The organism is Paraglaciecola sp. MB-3u-78, from assembly GCF_002835935.1.
Lineage (GTDB): Bacteria > Pseudomonadota > Gammaproteobacteria > Enterobacterales > Alteromonadaceae > Paraglaciecola.
Window position 1 is genome coordinate 584,402 of sequence record NZ_PJCF01000006.1, and the last position, 21,478, is coordinate 605,879.

25 protein-coding genes and 1 pseudogene are annotated in these 21,478 nt (G+C 41.9%); 15 read left to right on the top strand and 11 right to left on the bottom strand.

The window, feature by feature from the left end; all coding sequences use genetic code 11:
- Window positions 1-57: 57 nt before the first annotated feature.
- The 7 genes from CXF95_RS17020 to CXF95_RS17060 all read left to right on the top strand — a co-directional run bounded on the left by CXF95_RS17020 (window position 58) and on the right by CXF95_RS17060 (window position 3,964).
- The gene (locus CXF95_RS17020) at window positions 58-510 is read left to right on the top strand and encodes a hypothetical protein (RefSeq protein WP_101199784.1); all 453 of its coding nucleotides are present in this window, start codon (window positions 58-60) and stop codon (window positions 508-510) included.
- Window positions 511-630: 120 nt separating this feature from the next.
- Window positions 631-936, top strand: coding sequence for a hypothetical protein (locus CXF95_RS17025; RefSeq protein WP_101199785.1), 306 nt, complete (start codon window positions 631-633; stop codon window positions 934-936).
- 99 nt (window positions 937-1,035) lie between these two features.
- Complete coding sequence (locus tag CXF95_RS17030) at window positions 1,036-1,401, top strand: hypothetical protein (protein WP_101199786.1); 366 nt, start codon at window positions 1,036-1,038, stop codon at window positions 1,399-1,401.
- A 116-nt stretch (window positions 1,402-1,517) separates the two neighbouring features.
- Complete coding sequence (locus CXF95_RS17035) at window positions 1,518-1,787, top strand: hypothetical protein (protein ID WP_101199787.1); 270 nt, start codon at window positions 1,518-1,520, stop codon at window positions 1,785-1,787.
- A 461-nt stretch (window positions 1,788-2,248) separates the two neighbouring features.
- Entirely contained in the window at window positions 2,249-2,539 is a 291-nt protein-coding gene (locus CXF95_RS17040; protein WP_101200103.1) for a type II toxin-antitoxin system RelE/ParE family toxin, read from the top strand.
- 17 nt (window positions 2,540-2,556) lie between these two features.
- A complete protein-coding gene (locus CXF95_RS17045; RefSeq protein WP_101199788.1) occupies window positions 2,557-2,847 on the top strand; it encodes a HigA family addiction module antitoxin in 291 nt (96 codons plus the stop codon).
- 844 nt (window positions 2,848-3,691) lie between these two features.
- Window positions 3,692-3,964 (top strand): hypothetical protein, encoded by a 273-nt coding sequence (locus CXF95_RS17060; protein WP_101199791.1) that lies wholly within the window; start codon window positions 3,692-3,694, stop codon window positions 3,962-3,964.
- Window positions 3,965-4,056: 92 nt separating this feature from the next.
- On the opposite strand, the gene CXF95_RS17065 is transcribed toward CXF95_RS17060, so the two are convergent.
- Together CXF95_RS17065 and CXF95_RS17070 are read right to left on the bottom strand one after the other, a co-directional pair.
- Complete coding sequence (locus tag CXF95_RS17065) at window positions 4,057-4,452, bottom strand: type II toxin-antitoxin system VapC family toxin (protein WP_101199792.1); 396 nt, start codon at window positions 4,450-4,452, stop codon at window positions 4,057-4,059.
- Window positions 4,449-4,679, bottom strand: a complete 231-nt coding sequence (locus CXF95_RS17070) for a type II toxin-antitoxin system Phd/YefM family antitoxin (RefSeq protein WP_101200104.1) — start codon at window positions 4,677-4,679, stop codon at window positions 4,449-4,451. The genes CXF95_RS17065 and CXF95_RS17070 overlap by 4 nt, the downstream gene beginning before the upstream one ends.
- A gap of 140 nt (window positions 4,680-4,819) precedes the next feature.
- On the opposite strand from CXF95_RS17070, the gene CXF95_RS17075 reads away from it, so the two are divergent.
- Window positions 4,820-5,209 (top strand): hypothetical protein, encoded by a 390-nt coding sequence (locus CXF95_RS17075; RefSeq protein WP_101199793.1) that lies wholly within the window; start codon window positions 4,820-4,822, stop codon window positions 5,207-5,209.
- A 105-nt stretch (window positions 5,210-5,314) separates the two neighbouring features.
- Here the strand turns inward: CXF95_RS17075 and CXF95_RS17080 are convergent, their stop codons facing one another.
- Together CXF95_RS17080 and CXF95_RS17085 are read right to left on the bottom strand one after the other, a co-directional pair.
- On the bottom strand, window positions 5,315-5,716 hold the full coding sequence (locus tag CXF95_RS17080; RefSeq protein ID WP_101199794.1) for a PIN domain nuclease: 402 nt from the start codon (window positions 5,714-5,716) through the stop codon (window positions 5,315-5,317).
- The gene (locus CXF95_RS17085; protein WP_007618174.1) at window positions 5,713-5,907 is read right to left on the bottom strand and encodes a type II toxin-antitoxin system VapB family antitoxin; all 195 of its coding nucleotides are present in this window, start codon (window positions 5,905-5,907) and stop codon (window positions 5,713-5,715) included. Before CXF95_RS17085 ends, CXF95_RS17080 begins: the two co-directional genes overlap by 4 nt.
- Before the next feature lie 171 nt (window positions 5,908-6,078).
- Here CXF95_RS17085 and CXF95_RS17090 point away from each other — a divergent pair, with 171 nt between their 5' ends.
- On the top strand, window positions 6,079-6,363 hold the full coding sequence (locus CXF95_RS17090) for a BrnT family toxin (RefSeq protein ID WP_101199795.1): 285 nt from the start codon (window positions 6,079-6,081) through the stop codon (window positions 6,361-6,363).
- Window positions 6,364-6,365: 2 nt separating this feature from the next.
- Window positions 6,366-6,584 (top strand): BrnA antitoxin family protein, encoded by a 219-nt coding sequence (locus CXF95_RS17095; RefSeq protein ID WP_033078690.1) that lies wholly within the window; start codon window positions 6,366-6,368, stop codon window positions 6,582-6,584.
- Between the two features lie 67 nt (window positions 6,585-6,651).
- Here the strand turns inward: CXF95_RS17095 and CXF95_RS17100 are convergent, their stop codons facing one another.
- The 3 genes from CXF95_RS17100 to ltrA form a co-directional block, all read right to left on the bottom strand.
- Window positions 6,652-6,942: a type II toxin-antitoxin system RelE/ParE family toxin gene (locus CXF95_RS17100; RefSeq protein WP_101199796.1), complete on the bottom strand. Its 291-nt coding sequence runs from the start codon at window positions 6,940-6,942 to the stop codon at window positions 6,652-6,654.
- Window positions 6,935-7,156: a hypothetical protein gene (locus tag CXF95_RS17105; RefSeq protein ID WP_101199797.1), complete on the bottom strand. Its 222-nt coding sequence runs from the start codon at window positions 7,154-7,156 to the stop codon at window positions 6,935-6,937. Before CXF95_RS17105 ends, CXF95_RS17100 begins: the two co-directional genes overlap by 8 nt.
- A 132-nt stretch (window positions 7,157-7,288) precedes the next feature.
- Window positions 7,289-8,623: a group II intron reverse transcriptase/maturase gene (gene ltrA / locus CXF95_RS17110; protein WP_101197890.1), complete on the bottom strand. Its 1,335-nt coding sequence runs from the start codon at window positions 8,621-8,623 to the stop codon at window positions 7,289-7,291.
- Window positions 8,624-9,641: 1,018 nt separating this feature from the next.
- Here ltrA and CXF95_RS31520 point away from each other — a divergent pair.
- The 5 genes and pseudogenes from CXF95_RS31520 (at window position 9,642) to CXF95_RS17145 (ending at window position 14,489) form a co-directional block, all read left to right on the top strand.
- Window positions 9,642-10,705, top strand: a pseudogene (locus CXF95_RS31520) (transposase).
- Between the two features lie 729 nt (window positions 10,706-11,434).
- Window positions 11,435-12,436, top strand: coding sequence for an NAD-dependent epimerase/dehydratase family protein (locus CXF95_RS17130; protein ID WP_101199800.1), 1,002 nt, complete (start codon window positions 11,435-11,437; stop codon window positions 12,434-12,436).
- Window positions 12,437-12,613: 177 nt separating this feature from the next.
- Window positions 12,614-13,843 carry a glycosyltransferase gene (locus CXF95_RS17135; RefSeq protein ID WP_101199801.1) on the top strand — a complete coding sequence of 410 codons (1,230 nt, stop codon included), beginning with the start codon at window positions 12,614-12,616 and terminating at the stop codon, window positions 13,841-13,843.
- Between the two features lie 49 nt (window positions 13,844-13,892).
- On the top strand, window positions 13,893-14,075 hold the full coding sequence (locus CXF95_RS17140; RefSeq protein WP_101199802.1) for a hypothetical protein: 183 nt from the start codon (window positions 13,893-13,895) through the stop codon (window positions 14,073-14,075).
- Window positions 14,076-14,489: a hypothetical protein gene (locus tag CXF95_RS17145; protein ID WP_101199803.1), complete on the top strand. Its 414-nt coding sequence runs from the start codon at window positions 14,076-14,078 to the stop codon at window positions 14,487-14,489. It begins immediately after the preceding gene.
- A gap of 378 nt (window positions 14,490-14,867) precedes the next feature.
- Here the strand turns inward: CXF95_RS17145 and CXF95_RS17155 are convergent, their stop codons facing one another.
- From CXF95_RS17155 to CXF95_RS17170, 4 genes are all read right to left on the bottom strand, one after another.
- A complete protein-coding gene (locus CXF95_RS17155; RefSeq protein WP_101199805.1) occupies window positions 14,868-18,044 on the bottom strand; it encodes an efflux RND transporter permease subunit in 3,177 nt (1,058 codons plus the stop codon).
- Window positions 18,044-19,177, bottom strand: a complete 1,134-nt coding sequence (locus CXF95_RS17160; protein ID WP_101199806.1) for an efflux RND transporter periplasmic adaptor subunit — start codon at window positions 19,175-19,177, stop codon at window positions 18,044-18,046. The genes CXF95_RS17155 and CXF95_RS17160 overlap by 1 nt, the downstream gene beginning before the upstream one ends.
- 287 nt (window positions 19,178-19,464) lie before the next feature.
- Entirely contained in the window at window positions 19,465-21,174 is a 1,710-nt protein-coding gene (locus CXF95_RS17165; RefSeq protein WP_101199807.1) for a Na(+)/H(+) antiporter subunit D, read from the bottom strand.
- The gene (locus tag CXF95_RS17170; protein WP_198556613.1) at window positions 21,164-21,478 is read right to left on the bottom strand and encodes a hypothetical protein; all 315 of its coding nucleotides are present in this window, start codon (window positions 21,476-21,478) and stop codon (window positions 21,164-21,166) included. Before CXF95_RS17170 ends, CXF95_RS17165 begins: the two co-directional genes overlap by 11 nt.

The following is a 21,478-nucleotide window of genomic DNA, read 5'->3' on the forward strand; positions in this document are numbered from 1 at the left end:
ATTTTACTCGCTGGTAAAGCGCTCCTAAAATCCCCATATGTTAAGCGTTAGTTGCCTATGACTAAACTTGAAATTTTTGGAATTAATATTCAGCAATACTCAATTGGGTTTGCCTGTCTACTTTTTGGTTACTTGTTTAAAGTCCTAATTGTATTCAATGTCGTTACAGGAGATGGATACTGTCTTCATACTTTTTGGTTGGGTGGCCCTCATCAACTGTTGTCACCATTTTTTCTAACTCTTGGTTGTGTATCGCTGTTTTTTATTTTTGGTGCATCCAAATTTATTTCATTAGCATTAAGAAAATTTGAAAAACGACAAGAGGCTTTTTTCTATTTTGTATTGTGTGTTGTAACTGTTGTATGGTTGCATGGGCTTTTTGGTTTGTGGAGGGCATTTGAATATGAAAAAGGCAATATTGCTAAGGAAGACTATTTCTCTCAGCAAACTCTTTCATATTTGGAGTTTAACACGCAGCCTATTCCCCATAAATGCAGCACCGGCAACTAACAAATTGCCTAAGTTCGCCGCAAAAAGCGCGGCTGGGACAAATGCTCACTGGGCAAAGCCCAACAACGTTCGCATTTGCCCCTTGGCAAAGCGTTATACAACTTGAGGAAGTAGTAAAAAATGGAAGTGGTAGCTAAGAAAATATCAAAAAAATCACTCTTTAAACTTTTAACCATAGGTTTCACATTTGGTATCAGTGTATTCGCCATACTTTGTGGTATAGCTGCATTTTTTGGCACTGAAACTGTTGAATGGAACGGGGTGTACAAAACGGGGATTGAAGGTTTCCTCTACAGTTTATTAATCGGGCCGGTACTCGGCTTTTTGTCGGCCTGTTTCATTTGGCTATTTACTGTATTCGGGCTTTGGATTTATTCCTTTTTTCGCCCAATCAAAATTACTTTCAAACATCCTATTGGTGAGTGAAATAACGTTGTATAACAAACCAAGTCAGCGGGAATTTTACTCGCTGAAAAACGCTCATAAAATCCCCTGCTTGGGGCGTTATACGAAAGGAGGCGTTCCATGCACTTAAAGTTTCATGCTGAAGAAGTATGTTATTCCGAAGCTCTCGGTGGTGATATTATTCAGGTCTCATTTCAAGAAAAACCTGATCCTGAAATTGACTACGACAAGAAAAATAATTTGCTATCACCACCGATAAAATATATCGGGTTTTCTGCCTGTTATGAGTTTCCTCCTTTTACTACTTCGGTTGACTGGTGCGATGGCGAAAATGACGATGGCGGAGAATTGATTAAAAAAATAGAGCTAACCGAGACCAACCTGAAACTCGTATTGGAAAATAACTATAGTTTTGAGGTTAACTTTAAAACTGACGATATCACCTTTCAAAAAATAAAGTCGTTTTTGTTGGGTGCTAACTCATGAATAAATCGTATAACAAACAGCTCAAATCGGATTCCGTAAATCTGTCAACTTTCTTGCAAAAGGCCGCAAAAAAATCGCCAAATTTACTCCACCGTTTAGCTGGGCGTTAACTGTCTATGAGTATGGAAGTATCACAAATAAATAAAATGGAGCTAGCTGAGCAGCTTGAGTCCTATTTGTCTGGAAAAATGGGTCATGAGGCCATCAAGTCTCATGCCTGGAGTTTATCTGATGCCTCACCAAAAGAGCCCACGGCAACCGATAAGGTTTTTTGGTCTAGTGTATTTTCTATAATTCACTTAGCAGATGATAAACACTGGAAAGACGGTTGCACCCAAAGAGATTTAGGTGAATTATTAATCCAGCTAAAAGGTAGTAATAGCTAGCTATGAGCCAACGGCAACAGTTAACAAGAGTACTATGTTGTTCGTAAACTCACTGGGAAATGCAAACTGCGCATTCCCCATATACAAGCGTTAGTAGCCCTATTAGTTTTCATCATGGTTACTTGCAAGTAGGTGCTCAAACCTGATAGTTTTTAGTTTCATACAGTCGGTAAGTTTGTCACACCATAACCAGGGAGTTGGTCATCACATGCACATCAAATCTTTTACCCAAATCACCGTTGGTAAATTCAGCATTCCACTTCAGCAAGTTATGGTGTAGCGTGTCAGTTATTCAAAATAATCAAGTGCTTGCGTGTATCGTGGGCACTAACAAGTTAAATCAACGGAAAATCCCTCGCAGGCCAAACAACGGCCAAAGCGCTCGGTCTTTCCGCTGTTTAAAGCGTTACATGCTCTAATTGGCGTTGCATGGGTACCGTGATTCCGTTAATATAATTCTTATGATTATCTCTTTCGGCGACAAAGCTACTTCTGACCTATTTCATGGTGTATCGAGTCGCCATGTTCGGAAGTTACAAAGTCAATTACCTGAGACAGCTCTTTACAAGCTTGATGTACTCAATGCCGCTCAGAATTTAGAAGATCTCCGGTCGCCTCCTGGTAATAGACTTGAGCCATTGAAGGGCAATTTTAAAGGGTTTCACAGCATTCGCATTAATTCACAATGGCGAATTGTTTTTCGTTGGGACTCCAATGCAGCACATGAAGTCCAAATTGTGGACTATCACTAATATTGAAAAGGTGAATTATGATCCCGTCAAATAGAACAGCCACTCATCCAGGTGTTATCTTACTCAAGGAATTTCTAGAGCCGCTTGAATTGACTCAAAAAGCTCTTGCTACTCACGTTGGTGTACCCGTTCAACGGGTTAACGAAATAGTCCGCGGTAAACGAGGTGTTACTCCAGAAACTGCTTGGCTACTTTCTGAGGCTTTAAGTACTACTCCAGAGTTTTGGCTCAATCTGCAATCAATTCACGACTTATCGGCCAATCGGCCGGATCACCATGTTCAGCCATTAATCGCTGTCGGCATGTAACAAAACAATGTTAGCGATGCAAAAAACGCACGCCAAATTGTGGCGTTAGGTAACTAATTTAAATTATGCGTAAAACTGAGATTAGTGAAATCAATAGAGTAGCCTCTGTTAAAAGTAAAAAATTGTTTACCGTTGCTATTCCTATTTCATTTTTGGTAATTATCACTGCAACAATACTGATCAAATTCGACCTCGTTTCTGAATCATATGTAAATTGGTTATATATCACGGTTATATTAGGCTTGATTATCCCACAATTTATAGTGTTTAAAGGACTACGGAAACTAACTAAAGGCTTAGATATAGTTTGTGTGAGTTGTTCAACTAAAATCGACTTGGATTCGTTAGACAATGTGAACCCAAATAGTGTTTGTCCAAAATGCGATAATAATATATTCAGTGATTAAGTTACCTAACAAGTTGCCTAAGTTCGCCGCAAACAACGCGGCAGGGACAAATACTCACTGGGCTTCGCCCAAAAACGTTCGCATTTGCCCCTTGGCAAAGCGTTATAATTCAAATTAAATTATGAAGTATGGATATATATATGAACATAAATGCGACCTTCGCAGGAGAAGTAATTTTCATCAACTTTATCGTTATTATGTATTTGACTTTAAAGTTTGCAAAAGGCAAAACCCATAACCTTCCTCTAGTGGGGTTTTATACTTTTTTACTCAGTTGTCTCTTCTTCCCAGCAAGTTGGTTTTACTGTTGGTACTGGTCAAGAAAGCATAAAACAGTAGAAAATGAATTATAACAAAAACATCATGGTGGGAATTTTACTCGCTGAAAAAGCGCTCCTAAAATCCCCATATGTTAAGCATTATATTTTTGAGAAAGTATGGATGTAATTGAAACGGTGTTTGGCATTATTCTAATTTTATTTTTAAGTTTTTGTGGTGTATTTGCACCAATGTTAATGCCATTATTCGTAAAGGATGAATATAAGGATAAGTTTCCTAGCTATATGGACTCTATTCAGCCGCCTTATGTTTACCAATCAAAATGGTTTAAGCCGAAAGGTGTTATTCTTCAAAGATTAGCGCTAATGATCTGGATTCCCTCAATATTTTTCGTTGTATATATGTTGGTTACAGGGCAATTAAAAATATAACAAGCAATTAAACAGGGTCAAAAAACAGTTGGCTGTTTTCGTTCCTCAACATTTTAGCCAACAATTTTTTGCCCGTTAATTGGGCGTTATGCCTACCACACAGTATCAAGTAACTCACTATTTCGAAGGTTTTTATCAGCGGTTATCAATTGAGCGTTATAGATAATAGATGTTGCTGCAATGATTCGATCAGCGGGGTCATTGTTAATTTCGCTGTCAAAATTGACTGATAGCTCTGCAATCTCTGGGGAAATTGATTTAACAGTAATGTTTCGAGACTGAAGAAATAAATTGATAAAATTAGCAGCGGTTGTTGCCACTTCAATCCGCCCCTTCTTGATTAGCATTGATATTTCCCAAATAGAAATATCGGAAACAATCAAAGCATTGTGCTTGTCTGCTTTATCAATGGCGTCTACTGCTTTGCTAGTAAGTTGTGCCGGTTCTAGTGCATCCCAAACAATTACGCATGTATCCATCAAAATCATGATAAAGCATCCCAGTTACTATCAATGGGGTTAATAACGTCCTGTATTTTTGCAGTCGAGGCAAGAGAGTTTAACTGTTTCTTAGCAAGTTCTTTTTGGTTCAGTGGTGGTGCTATTGTCGCTAAAAGCTTACCATTAGAAGTGACTGTAATCTGCTCGCCAGATCCGGCAATTTCTAAATATTTCAATAAGTTAGCTCTAAAATCACTTATATTAACAGTTTGCATTTTAGTACCCATAAAGGCTTGTACCGAATTGTTGTACAAGTGTATACTCCAGGCATAACAAGCGCAAGCACGCGGAACAATTTTCCGCTGCGCTCCAAATTGTTCGGTGTTGCGGGCGTTGTGTAAGAGGGAATTAAATTGTGAGTGAAGCGGACATCGTATACCAACTGTCTGAAATCTATAATCGATATTGGGTTGTTCTTCAATGGTGGACAGGTACGACGTTTGTACTTTTAGGCGTTGCCCATGTCGCTTCGAGTAAATTGCATATTTTCATAAATGTCATTCTGACATTGCTATACAGCTTGTTCAGTTTGTGGATTCTGAATTTCAACAATAGCAATATTCTGGCGATCAATGGTTTTATCAAAGATCTGATTGCTTTAGAGGAGGCAGGTGTGACCATTTCGTATGGAGCGAAGGGTTACCTTGAAGGTTATCATCAAATTTCACAGGTTCTTCCTGTGTTTGTTTCTACTAGCATGTACTTCTGTGCAGTTGGTTTTATCATCTATTCAACCACGTCATGATGGAGTTGATACATAATAAGCAATTTAAACGGAACTAAAACAGTTGGCTAAGTTCCGCTTCGCTCAACATTAAAGCCAACTGTTTTAGTCGGCTTTATTGTGGCGTTATGTTTGAGTTGATACCGGTTGAAGTTTTAGATGTTTTGTAAAAGGAATGAAGTCTCTGTCAGCAAATAGCAAGGGAATGCGATTACTTATACAAAATGTAGCAATTATCACGTCAGCGGTTTTCCTTATCGTTATCCCTTTTTTCCTTAAAATACGATAATTTTCTGCAGCTTTTAATGCTATATCTGGCGAAAGCATGCTGAATTGATGCAATGCCAGAAGGTGCGCTTTAGCCGTTTCATAGTCCTTGTCAGATCGAAACCCTTGAAGTATTTCTAACAAAATTAGATCACCAATCGCAACCTCATCATTAATTAAAGCGATATCTAGTAAATTAGATTCTTGGGTCTCTACTCCTTTGAAGTAATCAATCCAAACGCTTGTATCGACCAATATCATTCAGTGACTCTCATATCGTTAAGATCACCTTCCCAATTAAGCTTTCCTCTGAGGCTACGAATACTAGCTTGTTTCCTTAGTCTTATTAAGGCTTTAAGGCCTTCTTCAACAGCTTCTTTTTTAGTTTGTAGTCCGGATGCACTTAGTGCGTCCGCCATTAATTTATCATCAATTACAATATTAGTTCTCATGTTGCGCCTATGTGTAAGGGGTGGTGCATTTATACACATTATGACTCAGTCGAGAAAACATAACAAGCCAAGTCAGCGGGAATTTTACTCGCTGAAAAACACTCATAAAATCCCCTGCTTGGGGCGTTCTACTAGTTTGACAATTCCGCCTCATGTACATACAATGTACATGTGATTAAGTTCGATTGGAATGCAGTAAAAGCTGCAACAAATATTAGAAAACACGGGGTTTCTTTTGAAGAAGCTAAATCTGTGTTTTTTGATGATTTTGCTTTGCAGTTTTTTGATCAAGCAAACTCAGAAGTTGAAGACCGATTTCTGATGCTTGGAATGAGTAATGAAACCAAGTTACTTATCGTATGTCATTGTGAACGCGATGATGGAAATACCATCAGAATAATCTCAGCTAGAAAGGCAACGAAAAACGAAAGTAAACATTACCTGAAAGGGGATTAATTATGAAAGATGAATATGATTTATCTGCAATGAAATCGCGTAAAAACCCTTACGCAAGCAAACTAAAAAAATCAGTCACTATGCGGCTAGGGGAAGACGTTATTTCGTACTTTAAGAGTATGGCTGAAGAGTCAGGTGTTCCTTACCAGAGTCTTATTAATTTGTATTTACGAGACTGTGTAGCGACACATAAAAAAATTGATATCAACTGGCATGCGTAATCGCAGCCCTAACAAGCACAGCCATCCGACGCCAAACTACGGCGCGGCGGCTGTGAATCGTTATAACTCAAAATAATTTCTTAGCATCTCTGTAGAAATTTTCATGTGTTCCTAAAGTCATCAATTCAAGAACTAATGCTCCGTCTTCGTAGCTGTAACCAAGAAGCGTGAGTTGTTTTGCCATCTTGAATTTGTACACTCTCATAAAAGAAAGGTCACCTTTCTTTTGTTCACCGATAATTGGCGATTCCAATAACGTTTTGACTGCACTATCTAAATCAGACTTTTGGTTTTTATGCAGTTTCTTTACTGCTTTTTTAAAACTTGGGGTTTGTAGTACTTTGATCTTACTAACCAAAAGTATATTCCTCTAGCTTCCCGGCCTCTTTTTCCGCTTTTGCAATGATGACTTGTTTAACAAATTCGTAAGGTAACTCAGGATTATCTTCCATCATCTCGCCTATCTTAGCCCAATGTTCAATTTGCTTTGGGGCCGTTCTATTTAGGGCTTTAGCCATAATTGTTGCTTTTTCAACTAAGTTTTGATCTAATCGAATACTTGCAGTTGCCATAATAACTCTCCTGTTGCTTGAGTTCATTGTAGTACTTTGCTACAAATGTGGCAATGATTTATAATCGGGTAGCCAGAGGTCTCTAACCTCCAGCCCCCACAACACCCTGCATGCGGCTCCGCACAGGGCGTTTTATTTAGGATAGTGAAGCGCAATCCAACCATCACGTAACGAATAAAGCCCTTCGGATTTTAAGTAATCAAGCGATAAGGCTTGATTGATCCCCGGAGTTTTCGCACTACGCCATGGCCCTTTACTGGTAATGCCACACGCAACCGCAGCTTGTACATGCACACCTAATCTCATTAAACTTCTGACTTTGGTACGTGGTCTTCGCCACTGCCGCCAATACGCCATTCTCACTCTGCGCCTGATCCAATGATCTAAGTCTACACATCGTTGATAGCTATTAGCGATACCAAAGTAGTTTATCCAGCCTCGTAAATATTGACTGATTTTAAAGAGTTGATAATGCATAGACACGCCCCAGTTACGGTTCGTTAACCGCCGAACTTGCTGTTTAAACTTCAGCAAAGTCTTCGGATGCCATTGAATGCGTCCTCTGTTGAATGTGAATCCAAGGAATTTGCTTTCACTGGTTTTAACGACGTGGCTTTTGGTCGTATTAACGACCAGTTTCAAACGGTGACACAGGAACCTGCTGATACTACTCAGCACACGCTTGCCCGAACGCGGCGTCTTTACCAAAATGGTAAAGTCGTCCGCGTATCGGGCAAACTGATGGCCTCGTTTCTCAAGCTCTTTGTCCAGAGGGTCGAGCATGATGTTGGACAGCAAGGGTGACAACGGCCCGCCTTGTGGTACTCCTTCTCGGCTCTCCACGTAAAGCTGGTTATCGATAACCCCAGCTCGCAGATAACGTTTAATCAATTTAAGTAGACGTTTGTCCTTCACTTTGTAGCCAAGGAGCGTCATAAGTAAATCATGATTAACGCGGTCAAAGAACTTAGACAGATCAACATCGACTGTAAAACGGCGACCCGTTTTAATGATGCTTTGTACCTGTTTCACCGCTTGTTGCCCATTTCGATTTGGCCTGAACCCAAAACTGTTGTCTGAGAAGGTCGGGTCGAAAATAGGCGTAAGGACTTGAGCAATGGCTTGTTGGATCACTCGGTCAACGATGGTCGGGATACCTAGCTGACGTTTACCGCCATCTGGTTTATCTATTTCCACACGCCGAACGGGTGAAGGTTGGTATTGACCTGAGCAAAGCTCAGACATAATACGTTTCCAGTTTCCATCCTTTGCCCAAGCGGGGAAGTCATCAATGGACATCCCATCAATGCCAGCGGCCCCTTTGTTGGCTCGAACTCGTTTCCATGCAGCCAAGATATTGGCTGGACGAAGAATAAGCCCAAGTAGATCTGCACTAAAGGCTGGCTGCTTGTCGGTACGCTGAGTCACGTCACTACCGGACGGCATTCGTGTATTCAAGTCTGACAAGGCTCCTCCTTTGTTCTAAATGTTCGGACCTTCACCGTGTCCCAACCATTACGATGGGCATTTGGCTAATATGTCGTCTGCTGACTTCTGCTTAATCACATGACGGCTTACACCGTTATGCGCTATCGGTTTTCATCTATTTGCTCTTTCCAGTCGATGACACTGAAAAGCCAAGGCACTTGTATACCAGAGCCTCACTGGTTAGTTACCGATCGCTTGTTAAGCAGATCTCCGGAAGGCCGGTCCCACCCGAGATAAGAGCATAAACTTTCTCTGCACTGCTGCATCATTTACGGTGGCCATTAGATCACGTGGTTTCGTCGTCTTGTGCCAACTCACCTCTAGCCTACGCCTCATATGATGTTCTTGTTCATCAGCTCGCAAATTTGCGTCCGGCTTCCTCCAGACCAAGCCTCGCGGCTAAGCCCTTGCCATTCGCTAGTAGTTAACGTTTAATAACGGTAAGTTATATAAACGGTGATCTTCCTACAGAGGACTTTCACCTCATTAGTTCGTGCCCATGCTGGGCGTACACAAGCGCATCAAGTCAGACTGCACAATTTAGTCCAATTTTTTGCAGGAAAAAACGACGCAAAAAAGCGTCCAAAATTGTTCCGCTTCTTATGCGGCGTTAGTAGCCCTATTAGTTTTCATCATGGTTACTTGCAAGTAGGTGCTCAAACCTGATAGTTTTTAGTTTCATACAGTCGGTAAGTTTGTCACACCATAACCAGGGAGTTGGTCATCACATGCACATCAAATCTTTTACCCAAATCACCGTTGGTAAATTCAGCATTCCACTTCAGCAAGTTATGGTGTAGCGTGTCAGTTATTCAAAATAATCAAGTGCTTGCGTGTATTGTGGGCACTAACAAGTTAAATCAACGGAAAATCCCTCGCAGGCCAAACAACGGCCAAAGCGCTCGGTCTTTCTGCTAAGCAGACACCCATAAGTAGTTGACTAGATAAAATAGTGAACTAGGCTTTATGTACGGTTGATTTTTGAAGGTGGTGGGTTATGCCGCAGGCAAGAAAGAGGTTAATCAGTTTAATTGATACGCAGTTTTATCATTGCGTATCGCGTTGTGTGCGTCGTTCATATTTGTGTGGTGTGGATGATTATTCTGGACAGAACTATGAGCACAGGCGAGGTTGGGTAGAAGAGCGTTTACTTTATCTATCCTCGGTGTTTGCCATTGATATTTGTGCCTTTGCCGTGATGAAGTAATCATGTGCACTTGGTTTTACATGTCGATGTATTAAAAGCTCAAGGCTGGTCAGATAAACAAGTCTTGGCGTTATGGCATACTGTTTACAAAGACACTTTGCTCACCCAAAAGTTCATGCGGGACGAAACGTTAAGCCAAGGTGAGTTGATATCCCTGAATGAAACCATCGAGATTTATCGCAAGAGGCTGTATGACATTAGTTGGTTAATGCGTAATCTCAATGAATACATTGCCAGAGAAGCCAACAAAGAAGATAACTGCAGTGGCAGGTTTTATTCGCTGCCATCCCTGGCGCTCACCCTACGGGCCAGCTAAAGCTGTTCTAATTTATTCCCGATAAATTAGTGGGAAGGACGATTCAAATCTCAAGCCTGCTTTTACGGCAAGGAGGGATGAATCAGCTGTTTTAGCTTGTATGGCTTATGTAGACCTAAACCCTATTCGCTCCAAGATGGCCAAAACCCCAGAAACCTCAGACTATACCAGTATTCAACATCGTATCAATGCAGCTAAAAAAACACAGCAACCTAATAACCTATTACCTTTTGTAGGTAATCCGAGGCAAGACATGCCTAAGGGTATTGCCTACAGCTTCAAAGACTACTGTGAATTAGTCGACACCACAGGCAAGAGCATTCGAGAAGACAAACGCGTTTACATTGAAGAGAAAAGCCCGATACTGGAAAGACTAGGTTTAGACTCAGAACAATGGCTGATTCTGACTACAGAGTTTGAACAACACTTTAATACAGCGGTAGGCAGCGAAAACCTGATGCGTCAATTTGGTATTCATACTCAACACCAAAGAATACGAGGTATAGGTAAAGCGAAAACGTTGTTAAAACACACCTAAATCTACCATTTGAAGTTTAATAATATCAATCGTAGTGATTGAGATAACAACTTGTTCTAAATTCTAGAAAAACTTTATTCCCGACTGTTTTCAAACGAATTTATCTAAAACAGATATCTTGATATCTCCCATTTTTTGTTACCCATAATTCGATAAATTAAACCTTGTTGGTCGAGTGTATTATTGGTAATTAGTATTAGTTGGACCTTTATTCCGGTAAAGATTCGAGCGCTTAGTTGATAAAAATACTGCTGTCAGTGCCATAACAGTAATAATCGGCGTCGTAGTAAAATAGGTCGATTTTGCACCGACCTTCAGGATAGCATGACTAGCTGGTTTGAGCTGTGAGTTGAATCGTTTGAGGCAACACATTGGTTGAATCTCTCTGCTGGTGTCTCATAGTCTAACGTTTTTCTCGGTCTTTCGTTTAGTTGTCTAGCAACTTGACTCAATTTTTGTTGAGAATATGCATTTAAGTCTGTTTGAATAGAGGCAGTTAATCATAATAAACAAAAGCAATATCCAAAACTGGTATACAAAACAATAGGTGTCGTTTATTTTAAATTCTGAATGATGTGAAAACAGTCTAGTAATAGACAAAAAATAGCCGACTTTCACTCTCTCAAGGATATAAATTAGTGGTGAAATTTTAAATAAGAGTTAATACAATCTTTAATGGGTAGGGGCAAAGTTGTTGGTAACATTTTAAACAAAGGTTAACTTAATTTTATGAAAAAAGTAGTGGTGTTAGGTGGTGGTGGATTCATCGGTGGCCATCTGGCCAAAAGACTAAAAGATGATGGAAATCAGGTGACAGTCTGTGATATCAAAGATCATGAGTATTGGGACTCAAACACAATTTGCGACAAATTTATTGTTGGCGACTTAAGAGATCCCAGCATAGTATCTAGTGTAATCAGCACAGACACAGATGAAGTATATCAACTGGCTGCAGATATGGGGGGGGCCGGTTATCTCTTTACTGGAGACAATGACGCCAACGTCATGCACAACTCTTCGTTAATTAACCTAAATGTTATACATGAATGCACTAAGAAACTGGTAAAGAAGGTATTTTACTCATCTTCGGCTTGTGTCTACCCGGAACACAATCAATTAGATCCAAATAACCCCAACTGTGAAGAATCATCGGTCTATCCTGCTAGCCCCGACTCCGAGTATGGTTGGGAGAAATTATACTCTGAAAGGTTATTCTTAGCCTTTAACAAAAATTATGGGATTGATGTGAGGATTGGCCGATTCCATAACATTTTTGGACCTATGGGCACATGGTCAGGAGGTAAAGAAAAAGTACCTGCCGCAATATGTAGAAAAACCGCAGAAGCTAGTAATAGCGTTGAAGTATGGGGCGATGGCTTACAAACACGCTCATTTTTATATATTGACGAATGTGTTGAAGCCGTAATTAAATTAATGGAATCCGATTTTATGGGACCGGTTAACATCGGCTCCCAAGAAATGGTGTCTATTAATGAGTTAGCCCAGATGGTGATTGATATTTCTGGAAAGGACATTAGTATTCAGAATATCCAAGGTCAAACATTTGTCGATAAATATGGATTCAATTGTCCGGAGGGTGTCAGAGGACGCAACTCTGACAATAGGCTGTATAAAGAAAAAATAGGTTGGGCAGTATCACAACCACTACGAATTGGCCTAGAACAAACCTATCGCTGGATAAACCAAGAGGTTAACAGTCCAAGGCACTAAATCGCATGGATCTATGTTTAGCAAAGTCACAGTGACTTTACATCAGGTAAAAAAGTCACTCATACTTTGTTAACATAGGTGATGAATAAGAGGGATACAGATCAAAGAGCAATTAAATTGTTCTTTGATCTGATGTTTTCATCAATTTCAGACATCATTTTATGAGATGAGTATCGAATGAAAAACAATCAAAAATCTGTGTTGTTATTTACCATCTTTGGTACCGGCCACAACCTAGTTCATTTTAATATCGTCATCAAAGCGATGATAGATAAAGGTCATCAGATCACACTTGTTTTGCCTGAAAACTGTATTAACAAAGACTCATACAACACTCATATATTACCCTATCTAAGCCATGTGAAAATCATCACACATCAACATCAACATGTTAATGGCCTATTTTTAAATAGCTGGCGTGAATGCGGTGTTTTAAGAGATACCATCTTATTTAACAATAGCCGCTACGATGCAATTCTGGCACTTAATTGCTCACAAATACCTTTTTTATGGCCAATTTTTAGGATCTTCAACCTTAAGGCTTTAAAAAATATGGCGGAAATTAAATTTGGCATGAGTAGTACTGGTTTAAACCATGCTCCACCCACCATTAAAACCAAAGTAAACAATTTGATTAGAAAAACGTTGTTATCTTTACATACAGACGGCGCCTTAAAAACCATAGACGCTTATGCCTTTTCCAAGTTAAAAAACAGCTCCCCTAGGTTGCAAAACGCCTATACATTAATACCCGACCCAATGGACAAGGTAGCGATTGTAGATAAGATATCAGCTAGAGGGCTATTGGGAATACCAGATGATGTATTTGTGGTGAGCATTAGTGGCTCTATTAACAGCCACCCTAGAAAAAACTGCCCATTATTAATCAGCGCTCTGTCTGATCAGAGGATAAACAAAAAGATTTGTTTATTAATTGCTGGAAAATTGACGCCTGACATCAACGAATACATTAAAAAATCCCAAGCATTTCAAGATAAACGAATATTTGTTATGGATCGATATTTGAGTGATGAAGAATTAACAACAATCACTTGTGCCTCTGATTTAGTCTGTACCCCATATTCTGGCCATTATTGCCCGTCTGGCATCGTATTAAGGGCCGTCAAATGCGATGTGCCGGTTTTGGTCCCCAATTATCATTGGTTCAAATTCATGGTCGACACATTTAATATAGGTTGCACACTTAAGACCCTAACCAAAAGCACCATCATAGATTCGCTAAATGAAATTTCTGAAGGAAACGGCAAACTTAGAAACATAACAGCCCAAAGAATGCTGGTAAAAAAATACTTTAGTGAAGACAATTTCGCAGCACACTGGTTATCACAATTTGAAGGCTACCACCCCTATAGTTTTGAAGAATTATTAGTGGACTACAATAACTAAATTATTTGGGACAGGATTAATTTAAACCCAAAACAGCCTAAGAATAGATTTGCCATTAATACTATTTCTGCAGATTACCCAAAGCCATATAGTAAAAATGCGCAAAGATTTGTTTCTATTAAGCTATGAAAGTGATTTACTGGAAGTAGAAATTGATGGCCAACGAGTATCAAATTTCACCTCGTCAAATACCGCACTTTATATACATTTGGTCGATCATCCGATTCATTGAATGCAACGATTTATTGGATTACCTTTCACAGTTCTAAATGTCGTCCAAGAGCATGAGGGATTTTGTCAATTATTTAGGATCAAAAGTATTTGGTTTCCTCATGCAGTTGGTGAAGATGAAATTCGCACTCTGGCGAAAGGTGAGCATGAGGCTAAAACTGACGAAATACTATTTCCAGCAATTTACCTCAACTTAGAAGAAGTTCATAAGCGTTTAAAGCCAGTTTGGCATCAAGTAGGTCAAATTCTCGAGCAATGTCCGGATGTCACACGTTTCATGCAGGTCTTAGGCGTTTTACCTTCAGGTAACCTAGCCGCAACTGTGCAATTGGACGAAAATGTGCGTCGTATAGTTGTATTTGCAGACCTTTATGTGCTCGCCAAAAGGCGTGAAGCGTGCTTTAGATGTTTTTGAAAACATACACCTCCGAGGTCAGAACCGATGCAATTTTATTTATGAGTCTGAAACAGTCGATGACATCAGGACCAGTGTACGGCCGAAAAGGTGGCCTAAATGACTACCAAAACCCGTTTTATCGAGCCCCCGCTATAACCGCTTCTGGCACAGGCTGTGTAAAAACTCTTTCCTAAAAATGAAAGTGGAAAATGTATTTCACATATTGACCGAGAATGATACAAAAGTGGGTAATAGAGCGCAAAATACGACTTTATATTAAGCCTACGTGGGAATAAATTTGACGCGAGTGTTGAATTTTGGAGTTTTCACACAGCCTGGGCACAAAGCGCCGATAGCCGTGACCGTCTGTTTTACTTTGTGAGCCAGAGTGACAAATTAGCCACTTGATTTGGCTAAATGAGTTTCAACCTTCTTACTTTTAGAACGCATGTCTTCTCTAATCATCACCAATGCTGGAATAAGAAACAGGATGATCACGCTGGCGAACACAATACCGGTTGCCAAGCTTACCGCCATGGGGATCAAAAACTGCGCCTGTGTGCTGGTTTCGAACAACATGGGTGTTAAACCAAGCGCGGTGGTGGCAGTGGTCAGAAAAATAGCGCGAAACCTGCGCCGTGCAGCCTCGACAACGGCTTTGGCGTTGTCCCAACCTTCATCAACAAGTTTGTTGTAACGGTCCAACAGCACCAGTGAATCGTTAACGACCACACCACTGAGTGCGACTATTCCGAAGATAGAGATGAATGACAAGTTGTAGCCAAGTAAGTAGTGCCCAACCAAGGCTCCTGCCGCACCAAAAGGCACGCCTGCTAAGATGATGAGCGGTTGTGAGTAACTTTTTAATTGCGATGCCATCATCGCAAAAATGATGAGCAGTGCGACTAGGGTCAACCTGCCCAATGAGGATAGATCATTTGATTGTTCACGGCCTGCTCCAGATTGGCGTATTTGTAAGCCAGGAAATTGTTGCTTAAGCGCGGGGACAAATTGCTCTAATATCTGAGTGTTAGCAATGCTTGGCGTGGTCACAGCATTGTCTACCTGACCTGAAACCGAGACAATTCTTAGGCCGTCAATACGATTGATGGCAGACAAGCTTCTTGACTCTGTGACTTGGGCAACACTGGCAAGCGGTGCTTCGCTACCGTCGGCAAGGCGGATACGTGCATCAAACAAATCTTCGGTAGAGCTGCGGTTGGTCTGTGGATAACGAACCATTACTTTTAACTCTTCGCGTCCACGCTGAATACGTTGCACTTCTTCACCAAAAAAGTTTCGGCGAAGTTGCCTAGCGATGTCAGTCGGGGTGAGTCCAGCGGCTTCACCAGTGGCTGTTAAATTTATATCAAGTTGCCGTTTACCAATGCTGTTGGAATCTTGGACTTCGTAGACACCATCAATGGTTTCGTAACTTGCCCTTAAACTTGAAACAGCTTGTTCAAGGGTTTCGCTATCTTGATGGGCGAGTTCAAATTCCAGATCAGCTTGGCCGCCAAAAAAGTCAGCGACATAAGAGAGTCGTTCGACACCGGGAATATCACCCACCTCGGCTCGCCACAAGCGCTCCAATTCTTTTGCGTTGCGGGTTCTGGGAGGCTCAGGCCCCAGTGTTATTTGTACTGATGCAAGATGACTCGCTATTGTCATGCGACTGCCACCGCCGGGTCCACCGCCTGATCTTGTTTGTCCACCTATAGTGACGCTAATAGATTCGAAGGCAACACCATCGAGGCGTGCATTAACCGTATTCGCTGCTGCAACCATTTTGTTAGCGGCGTCTTGTGTTGATTCAAACGGAGTACCAATGGGGAATTCAACTGTAGCCCGAATCGAGTTTGCTTCCAATGCAGGAAAGAATAAGAATCGCACAGCACCACTTCCCACTAATAAACCTGCAAGTACTAATAGGCCGATACCGCCCACCAGTGTCAGGTAACGAAAGCGGACAGCGCGTGCTACCGCCGGTGCTAGGATTTGGGTGCGGAATTGGTCAACTTTCACTGATACGGCGTTTTGTATTCGATCTAGAGGCCATCGGCTCCAATTTCCTCCGTTTGCTAAGTGCGACGGTAAAATAAGGAAGGCTTCAATCAACGACATAGCCAGTACCAGAATAACCACTACCGGCACCACGCCAAGAATTTGCCCAAATGTCCCTGTGACAAACAGTAATGGTGCGAATGCTGCCATGGTTGTTAACACCCCCACCATCACAGGCCCAATTACAGCATTGACACCGTCCATCGCGGCTTGCATACCCGTTTTACCCTGTTCTTGTTCTGAAATAATACTCTCGCCCACCACCACTGCATCATCAACGACTATCCCCAGCACAACAATCAAGGCGAAAAGGGATATCATATTAATATTGATAGCGAAGGCATCAAAAAATAAAAACGCACCCAAAAATGATATTGGCACACCCATGGCAACCCAAAGGGCGAGCCTTAAATCCAACATGATCACTAGGAAAAGGAAAACCAGAGCAAAGCCAAGTAAGCCATTTCTCAGCAACAAACCAATACGATCTTCCAGAACTTCTGTTTGGTCATTCCAAACGGATACATCGATACCCGGTGGCGGAGTATAATCTGCTAGAAATGTTTTGATCTCTTTTGCTATAGCAAGTACATCTTCTGTTTCTGACTTTTGGATTTTTACCAGTACACTCTCGCGACCATTAAATTGATTGATTAGGTCAACGTCGACAAACCCATCACGGACGGTCGCTACATCAGATACTCGCAGCACACTGCCATCTGGATCTGCGCGAAGTACAATATTTTCGAAGGCGTCACCAGAAGTACCCTTGGTGTTGGTGCGAAGTAATAGATCGCCACCTTGGGTTTGAATCTGACCCGACGATAGGTTAATAGAAGACCTACGGATTGTATTGGCGACTTCTGACATCGTGAGGTCATAGCGTCGTAGCGTATCCTCACTTATCTCGATAGCGATTTCGTAATCCTTCGCGCCGATGAGTGACACTAGGGATACGCCAGGTAGTGCCAGTAATTCTTGCTCAACCCTTTCAGCGCCGCGCCTGAGTTCCCGCTCACCCATTTCTGAGCTGACAACAATAGTCAATACATCTGATAGCGTCTCAGCACGGACTATTTTGGGTTGCTCTGCATCCTCTGGTGGAAAGTCGATAAGTTGCTGAACTGCAGCCTCAGCATCGTCACGGACCTTGTCCGCGTCGACAAAATCCTTTAATTCAAGTGTCACTGAACCGAGGTTTTCTGAAGCGCGAGAAATAACACGGTCAACGCCGTCGATGCCAAAAACGGCTTCTTCGACTCGCCTAGTAATACCTTCCTCAACTTCCGTAGGTGTTGCGCCAGGGTATACAACTGAAATACTCACAGTGCCTGGGTCGATCGTCGGAAAGACCTGCGCAGTCAGGCCCAGTGCAGACAACAAACCGCCCACGAGCAGGATCACCATAAGAAGATTGCCCGCAACTGGATTGTTGGCAAAATATCCGATCAAACCGCGATAGTTATCTTGGGTAGGTGTATCGGTTTGTATCTGTTTGAGGTCAGACATCAGTTTGTCTCTGCCAAGCGAACTGCCATTCCATCTCGAGCACCAGGAATAGTGCCAGTAACGATCCCGTCTGCAAATTCGAATGCCTCAACTAGATATTGGCCATTACTACGCCCTAAAATTTTGGCTGAGACACTCTCGATGCTGCCATTTTTCAAAATCCAGAACGTTTGTGCGACTTGAAGCGCGCTCTCTGGCAGCATAAAAGTGTTGTCGATTTCCGGTCCGCTTAAATTAACAGATACAAAGGTTCCTGGTGTTAATGACGGGTTATCATTTACCGTTAGAAAAACTTGAGAGAATTGGGTACGCGAATTTCGTTCGGCCGCTATTCTGTCGATGCGACCTTCAAAAGTGACACCATCGACCGTGATCATGGCTACGCGGTTTTTTGCAGGCAATATTTTAGCCAGCTCTTTTGGCGCAAGTGCTATGACGATTTCAACTGCATCTAAGGCATAAACTCGGCCAAAAGATTGACCCGCATTTAATATTTGACCTTCATCGGCGGAACTTTCAACTACTCTTCCCGAAAAAGGCAACGAATAAACGCTGCGCTCAAGGTTGACTTGTGCAATGTCCCGGCGTGCAATAGCGGCTTGCAATTGTGCATTGGCACGGGTTATTTGTGGTTCTTTAGCGATGAGTGGTGGCACGTCTTTTCCTGGGTTCAGACGTTGGTAACTGGTGATGTCAACTGAAGCTTCAGCTTGACTCAATTGCAGTGATGCTTGGGCTGAGGTGACGTCTGCCTGTACCTGGGCTAAAGCAAGGGTAAAGTCTCGCTGTTCAAGGGTGACTAATGTCTCTCCTGCTGAAAAGCTACCACCATTTCGTAAAACATCAGAGGTGGCAACAACTCTGCCAGATACTTGAGATGTTAGGGTTACATAACTGCGAACGGTAACAGAACCGGTTGAAGTGACCGTTAGTTGCTCGGACGAAATAAAAGGTTTTACAACGGAAACCAGTGGTATCAGTTTACTTGAGTCAGATGAAAAATTTTGTAGTGGTGTTGCCGCCGCGGATTGATCAGGGGCTCTCGAATAGACAAATGCTAAGACCATCAAAACAACCACACCTACTATTTGAAGCACACCGATTATTGGTTTTTTTCTTACGGTTACCGTCATACATTTTTCTCAAATTACGTGGCATGGCGCCAATATAAACTACACAAAGATCTTATACGGAAATTTTGTCTTTATAGACCACAAAAAAATATGCTGTATAACTTAGATAATAAGGTTGCTTGGCTAACAAACTAGATTGCAGATTAATTAGGTTCTAAAACCAGAAACGGATTAGCTTAAATATTTCGTGGTTGGATGTTGTTTGCGTCTATGTATGTCGCTATTTTTTTGACGGGGATACAGAGTGGAAGCTGAACTTCTTGGTGAAGTCCAGCTAGTCTTTAATACTATAGGTAGTAAAGCAACACATAAGCCGATAACAACCCTGCAATCCATAAAGCGGTGGTGCCCACAGGCCAAGAACGAGCAAACACGCCACGTTCTTTACTGTCAGAGGTATGTGGTTGACCCAGGTAATTGATGGCCATCCGATGTAAGAATTTCTGCAAACTTACTCTTCGTACTGCAATCACTTCACCGATTGAACTAAGTACATGCTCAATTATTCTCACCAATGAAACGGCCGCACGTCGCCACAACCAATCAGTGTCGAGACTTATCGTCATGGTCCGTTTCATCAGTGGTAAGAGCACGAAAAATGCCAGACCTGAAAATAGTAGTAGCTGTAAATAAAATAGCACTTTACCCACAGTATACGGTTGATAGTCAACTGGGTAAGGTAGCAAGCTATAAAGCAACTCGGGGAAAATACCCAGCAGAATACATAAGCTGGCAAAGATGATCATCGCCAGTCCCATATTCCATGGAGCATCTTTAGGTCGTAAACCTGAATCTTTTTGAAAAAACACAAACCAAGGAAATTTGATCCCTGCATGTAGAAATACACCGGCAGATGCGGCGGTTAATGCCATGTACACCCATACTAGATTTCCATCAACGGCAGCTTGGGAAATCATGCTTTTTGTGGTGAAGCCTGATGTCAGTGGAAAACTTGAAATGGCTAGAGCACCAATAATACCGCAAACGCAGGTAAGTGGCATGGTGCGAAAAAGACCACCCAGCTCCATACATTTATTTTTCCCAGTGCGGTAGATAACAACACCTGCGCTCATAAATAGTAGGGCTTTGTAAATAATATGAGCAAAGGCATGCGCCGTCGCACCATTGAGAGCCATTTCGGTGCCAATACCCACGGCAACAACCATGAAACCGACTTGGTTAACCACAGAGTAAGCAAGAATTCGCCGAACATCGTTTTCAAGTAGGGCAAAGATGATGCCGTACATAACCATAAATAAACCGATGCCAATCAACACAGGCTCGCCCGGGAACAATAATATAAGTGCCAGCACCGCAGTTTTAGTCGTAAATGCCGACAGAAACACCGAGCCTGTGGGTGTGGATTCTGGGTAAGCATCGGCCAGCCATGCGGAAACCGGTGGTGCTGCGGCGTTTATCAATATGCCAATCAGTATCATCCATGTACTGAAATCTGTTGCCAGCATAGGTTGAATTTGGATAGAACCGGTACCCACAACCACACCTTCAATTCCAACCTTTAGCACCACTCCACCGAGGAGATGCATGATGGCATATCGTATCCCCGCTGCTCGTGCGCCTGGCGTACCGCCGCACCATACAACTATGGTAGAAAATATCGCCATCAGTTCCCAGTATAAAAATAGGGTAATAAGGTCACCAGCAAAACAGACACCTATGGCACCCGCGGCGTATGCAAAAGCGGCGGCAAGTTCATACCAACGTGCTACGCGAAAAGAATAAAGCCCTCCCACAAAGACCATTATCGCAAAAATGGTAGCGAACAAGCGCCTTAGGGGGCTACCCTCAACGGGTTCAATATTGTAGGAAAGAAATTTCACGGTACTTTGAACACCGTCGGGGATCTGCCATATGGCCCATAGGGTAATTATGGGGGCTACTAATATGACGGCGGTCCGAGCATGACCTTTAACCAGACATATTAGGACAGCAGCTATCAGCAAGATAAGTGCAGGGGAGAAAATGTCAAACTCCATTGCTGCTCTCCTTTACCTTGTCATGACTCGAGTCTGGGATTTGAGCATTTTCTGATTCATCATAATAGTCTTGTGGGCGCTTCAATACCAAGCCTAATAATTTTGCTACTAACACCATTACCAGACAACTTACAAATCCATAAACTGCACCAAAACCAAACCAAGCATCAAAGCCGAAATAACCTTTAACGTAAATCACGGTCTGTGCAAGTACCGTTAATGCGAGCAAAATGCTGGAACCAATCCATAACTTACGAATAGTTGACGGTCGGACTAACCAGTGAAGTTTATTTTCATCATTCAT

Excerpts from the sequence above, each read along its gene's own strand:
- CXF95_RS17060 (WP_101199791.1), top strand. The coding sequence starts at position 3,692 with ATGGATGTAATTGAAACGGTGTTTGGCATTATTCTAATTTTATTTTTA.
- CXF95_RS17105 (WP_101199797.1), bottom strand. The coding sequence starts at position 7,156 with ATGGCAACTGCAAGTATTCGATTAGATCAAAACTTAGTTGAAAAAGCA.
- CXF95_RS17030 (WP_101199786.1), top strand. The coding sequence starts at position 1,036 with ATGCACTTAAAGTTTCATGCTGAAGAAGTATGTTATTCCGAAGCTCTC.
- CXF95_RS17065 (WP_101199792.1), bottom strand. The coding sequence starts at position 4,452 with ATGATTTTGATGGATACATGCGTAATTGTTTGGGATGCACTAGAACCG.
- CXF95_RS17080 (WP_101199794.1), bottom strand. The coding sequence starts at position 5,716 with ATGATATTGGTCGATACAAGCGTTTGGATTGATTACTTCAAAGGAGTA.
- CXF95_RS17085 (WP_007618174.1), bottom strand. The coding sequence starts at position 5,907 with ATGAGAACTAATATTGTAATTGATGATAAATTAATGGCGGACGCACTA.
- CXF95_RS17095 (WP_033078690.1), top strand. The coding sequence starts at position 6,366 with ATGAAAGATGAATATGATTTATCTGCAATGAAATCGCGTAAAAACCCT.
- CXF95_RS17165 (WP_101199807.1), bottom strand. The coding sequence starts at position 21,174 with ATGGAGTTTGACATTTTCTCCCCTGCACTTATCTTGCTGATAGCTGCT.
- CXF95_RS17170 (WP_198556613.1), bottom strand. The coding sequence starts at position 21,478 with ATGAATGATGAAAATAAACTTCACTGGTTAGTCCGACCGTCAACTATT.
- CXF95_RS17070 (WP_101200104.1), bottom strand. The coding sequence starts at position 4,679 with ATGCAAACTGTTAATATAAGTGATTTTAGAGCTAACTTATTGAAATAT.
- CXF95_RS17025 (WP_101199785.1), top strand. The coding sequence starts at position 631 with ATGGAAGTGGTAGCTAAGAAAATATCAAAAAAATCACTCTTTAAACTT.
- CXF95_RS17135 (WP_101199801.1), top strand. The coding sequence starts at position 12,614 with ATGAAAAACAATCAAAAATCTGTGTTGTTATTTACCATCTTTGGTACC.
- CXF95_RS17130 (WP_101199800.1), top strand. The coding sequence starts at position 11,435 with ATGAAAAAAGTAGTGGTGTTAGGTGGTGGTGGATTCATCGGTGGCCAT.
- CXF95_RS17155 (WP_101199805.1), bottom strand. The coding sequence starts at position 18,044 with ATGTCTGACCTCAAACAGATACAAACCGATACACCTACCCAAGATAAC.
- CXF95_RS17145 (WP_101199803.1), top strand. The coding sequence starts at position 14,076 with ATGCAACGATTTATTGGATTACCTTTCACAGTTCTAAATGTCGTCCAA.
- CXF95_RS17035 (WP_101199787.1), top strand. The coding sequence starts at position 1,518 with ATGAGTATGGAAGTATCACAAATAAATAAAATGGAGCTAGCTGAGCAG.
- CXF95_RS17160 (WP_101199806.1), bottom strand. The coding sequence starts at position 19,177 with ATGACGGTAACCGTAAGAAAAAAACCAATAATCGGTGTGCTTCAAATA.
- CXF95_RS17040 (WP_101200103.1), top strand. The coding sequence starts at position 2,249 with ATGATTATCTCTTTCGGCGACAAAGCTACTTCTGACCTATTTCATGGT.
- CXF95_RS17045 (WP_101199788.1), top strand. The coding sequence starts at position 2,557 with ATGATCCCGTCAAATAGAACAGCCACTCATCCAGGTGTTATCTTACTC.
- CXF95_RS17020 (WP_101199784.1), top strand. The coding sequence starts at position 58 with ATGACTAAACTTGAAATTTTTGGAATTAATATTCAGCAATACTCAATT.